This is a genomic window from Actinacidiphila sp. bgisy145 (genome assembly GCF_057708125.1).
Genome location: NZ_JBYIRL010000098.1, coordinates 1 through 3,251, shown reverse-complemented (window position 1 = coordinate 3,251; position 3,251 = coordinate 1). Strand labels below are relative to the sequence as shown.

Sequence of the window (3,251 nt, the reverse complement as noted above, 5' to 3'; positions counted from 1 at the left end):
TTGCCGTAGCCCTGCGCGGTGATGTTGGCCTGGACGCTGTTCTCGGTGGCGTCGGACGGGTAGCCGCTGGTCATGACGCCTTCGTAGAAGGTGCCCTGGGCGCCCTTGCTGTTGTCGCCGCCGGTGCCGAGGATGATGGCGCCCTGCTTCTTCATCGGGTTGTAGCCGGAGACGTTGGGGCGCACGCCGTCGTAGAAGGTGGACAGGCTGCCGGACTGCGCGTTGCCGCCGCGGATGGCCCAGTGGTTCGGGCCGCCCTTGATGATCGCGGTGGTGTAGCGGTAGTTGATGGTGGGGTCACCGGAGTTGAGGTGCTGGTTGACGCCGGAGAAGAGGCCGTTCTCCAGGTCGGCCATGATCCAGGGTCCGTTGCCCGAGCCGTAGCCCCAGACCTTGATGTTGCCGAAGTAGATGGCCTCCATGGTGCCGTTGCCGTCGTCGTTGCTGTCGGTCTCGGCGTTGCCGTAGTCGAAGCAGCAGCCGCCGTTGTAGTGGGTGCCGTCGAGGACGGCGTACATGCCCTCGGGGTTGTCCCCGGTGGCGATGCCGCTGGTGTGGTTGTCGCGGTAGCCGGTGCCGGGGGCCACGAAGACGCCGTACGCCTTGTGACCGGCGACGGTGGTGGGAGCGGCGGTGGCGTCGGCGAGGTTGTCCGGTCCGCCGGCCGCGCCACCCGCGGGCGCCTGGGTGAGGTTGTTGCCCCGTCCGGACTGGTCGTAGATCACGGTGATCACGCAAGCGGTGCCGGCGCAGAAGGAGTCCTGCGCCGCGGCGTTGGCGTACCCCCCGGCGCTGAGCACGCCGATGTCCTGGGTCGCGTTGTCCGAAGCCCGCCTGACCTGGTAGAGCGAGCCGCTGTACGAGGAGTACAGCGCCCGGGTCGTGCTGTGCGCCGCCACGCAGGGCGTGCCACCGCTGGCGTAGATGTCGCACGGCCCGGGCGTGGCGGCCTGCGCCGTCCCCGACGACATCCCGGCCCCGACCAACCCGCCGACGACGAGTACGGCCGCGGCCGCCACCCGAGCCAGAAAGGCGGCCTTACGTGACGACGGGCGCTGCGGCGGACCGGCGAGCACCGCGCCGGCGGCGTCGAGCAGGCGACCGAGCAGACCTTTCACGGATGCGGTTCCCATGGAACTCCCTCTTCGAATGTGATCGCTAACATATTTCTTTCTCCCAGCAAGCTGAACTACTCCTTCCAGGAATGCGGAGACGATCCGGCCTCCGGCATGTGCGATGACCCGGCGGCCCGGACGTTTCGGGGGAGAGCACGCGCGCGAAACCGGCCCACTTCCGAAGCCTGCGCCGAAGCCTGCGCCGACGAGGAAACGGCGGGCGCCGGAACACGGCGAACCGAGCGGGTCGGCACCCCGGCGAAACGACCGGGACCGGTCCATGCCGCGGGCCGCGTCCGTGTCGGCGGCATCCGGGCGTCGGGCGCCCGGCGTTGGCAGATCCCGCGACGGCGCACCCGGAAACAGCCGCGCGCGAGGCGAACGCCCTCCTCGGGGCACGCTTCGCCCCGCCCGCGCCTACGTGCGCTCCGGGTCAGCGGCAGCCGCCGACCGCCGTGGCCACCGGTCGGCGGCCACGGATGGCCGGTGCGGCCGTGCCCACGGACGGATGCGGGGAGGAATCCGCCGGCGTCCGCTCCGAAAGAGCCGAGGAGCCGAAGGGCCGGAAAGTCCAGGGCCGGTCTTCGGCCGGGCCGGCGCGCGGGCTGGGAATCTCGCCCCGCAATGGGGCCGTCTTCTACGGGTGTTCACTCATGTCTCCTGGTCGTGGGGGGTGAGGCCAAGGGTGTGAGCGCTAACAAAACTACCGCAGATGCCGGTCCGCGGAAGCTGGCTGCCTCGAATCCGACGGCGGGAGCATCCACCTCCGCGGAACCCACTGTCAACCCTTCGCACACAATGGCGTGTTCGGGACGGGCCGGCCGGCTCACCCCGGCTCAATTGCGCTCCATGTCATTGACGCCACCGGCTCCTTCTGTTTGTCTGATGCGTCGCGGCCCTTGTCGGCCCCTTCCGATTGCCGGATCGGATCGTTCGTGCGGGGCGGGGACCTGCCCGTCGGGTGTGTCCCTCCGCTCCTCCACGCCGCGCGCATGAGATCGCTCCTCCTGGCGGTTGCGCGTCCCTCGCAGGTAGTCGCTGCCATTCCACTGCTGGAGGACACATGACCCAGAAATTCCGCCTGCTCCGTTTACGGTGCTCCCGGCTGCGTTCCCTCGTGACCGGCATGGCCGTCGTCGCGGCAGGTGCCCCACTCCTCGCCCTGGGCACCGCGGGAACCGCCCAGGCAGCCACGTCACTTCACACCCTCGCCGACGCCCAGGGCCGCTACTACGGCACTGCCCTGACGGCCTCGGACCTCTCCAACGGCAACGAGACCGCCATCGCGAACGCGCAGTTCGACGCGCTCACCCCCGGCAACGAGATGAAGTGGGACACCACGGAACCGGCCAACGGCCAGTACAACTTCGGGCCCGGCGACCAGATCGCCTCGTACGCGAAGTCCCACGGCATGCGCGTCCGCGGCCACAACCTGGTCTGGCAGTCCCAACTGCCCTCCTGGGTCAGCAGCTTGCCGGCCAACCAGGTGCAAGGTGCCATGGACGCGCACATCACCACCGAGGTCAACCACTACAAGGGGCAGATCTACGCCTGGGACGTGGTCAACGAACCGTTCAACGGCGACGGCTCCTTCGTCAACGACGTGTTCTACCAGGCCATGGGCCAGAACTACTTCGCCGAGGCCCTGCGCACCGCCCACGCGGCCGATCCGAGCGCCCGGCTCTACATCAACGACTACGGCATCGAGGGGGAGAACGCCAAGAGCAACGCCATGTACAACCTGGCCAAGGGCCTGCTCGCCCAGGGGGTGCCCCTGGGCGGGATCGGATTCGAGAGCCACTTCATCGTCGGGCAGGTTCCCTCCGACTTCCAGGCGAACATGCAGCGCTTCGCGAACCTGGGCCTGGACGTCGCCGTGACCGAACTCGACGACCGCATCCAGCTGCCGGCCTCCACCGCGAACCTCCAGCAGCAGGCCACCGACTACGGCAACGTCACCAAGGACTGCCTCGCGGTCGCACGGTGTGTCGGCATCTCGCAGTGGGGGGTGGACGACGGCCACTCCTGGATCGACGGCACCTTCCCCGGCTGGGGCGCCGCGACCATGTACGACCGCGACTTCCAGCCGAAACCGGCCTACGACGCCACGGTGACCGCCCTCGGCGGGTCCTCGTC

The 3,251-nt window shown here is 69.1% G+C and carries 2 protein-coding genes; one reads left to right on the top strand and one right to left on the bottom strand.

The window, feature by feature from the left end; translation table 11 throughout:
• Positions 1-971, bottom strand: a 971-nt coding sequence (locus AC3ERT_RS36430) for an arabinofuranosidase catalytic domain-containing protein (protein WP_435179454.1), incomplete at its 3' end; no start/stop codon positions are given.
• A gap of 1,270 nt (positions 972-2,241) precedes the next feature.
• Here AC3ERT_RS36430 and AC3ERT_RS36425 point away from each other — a divergent pair.
• A partial coding sequence (locus AC3ERT_RS36425; protein WP_435179451.1) for a glycoside hydrolase family 10 protein occupies positions 2,242-3,251 on the top strand: 1,010 nt, incomplete at its 3' end.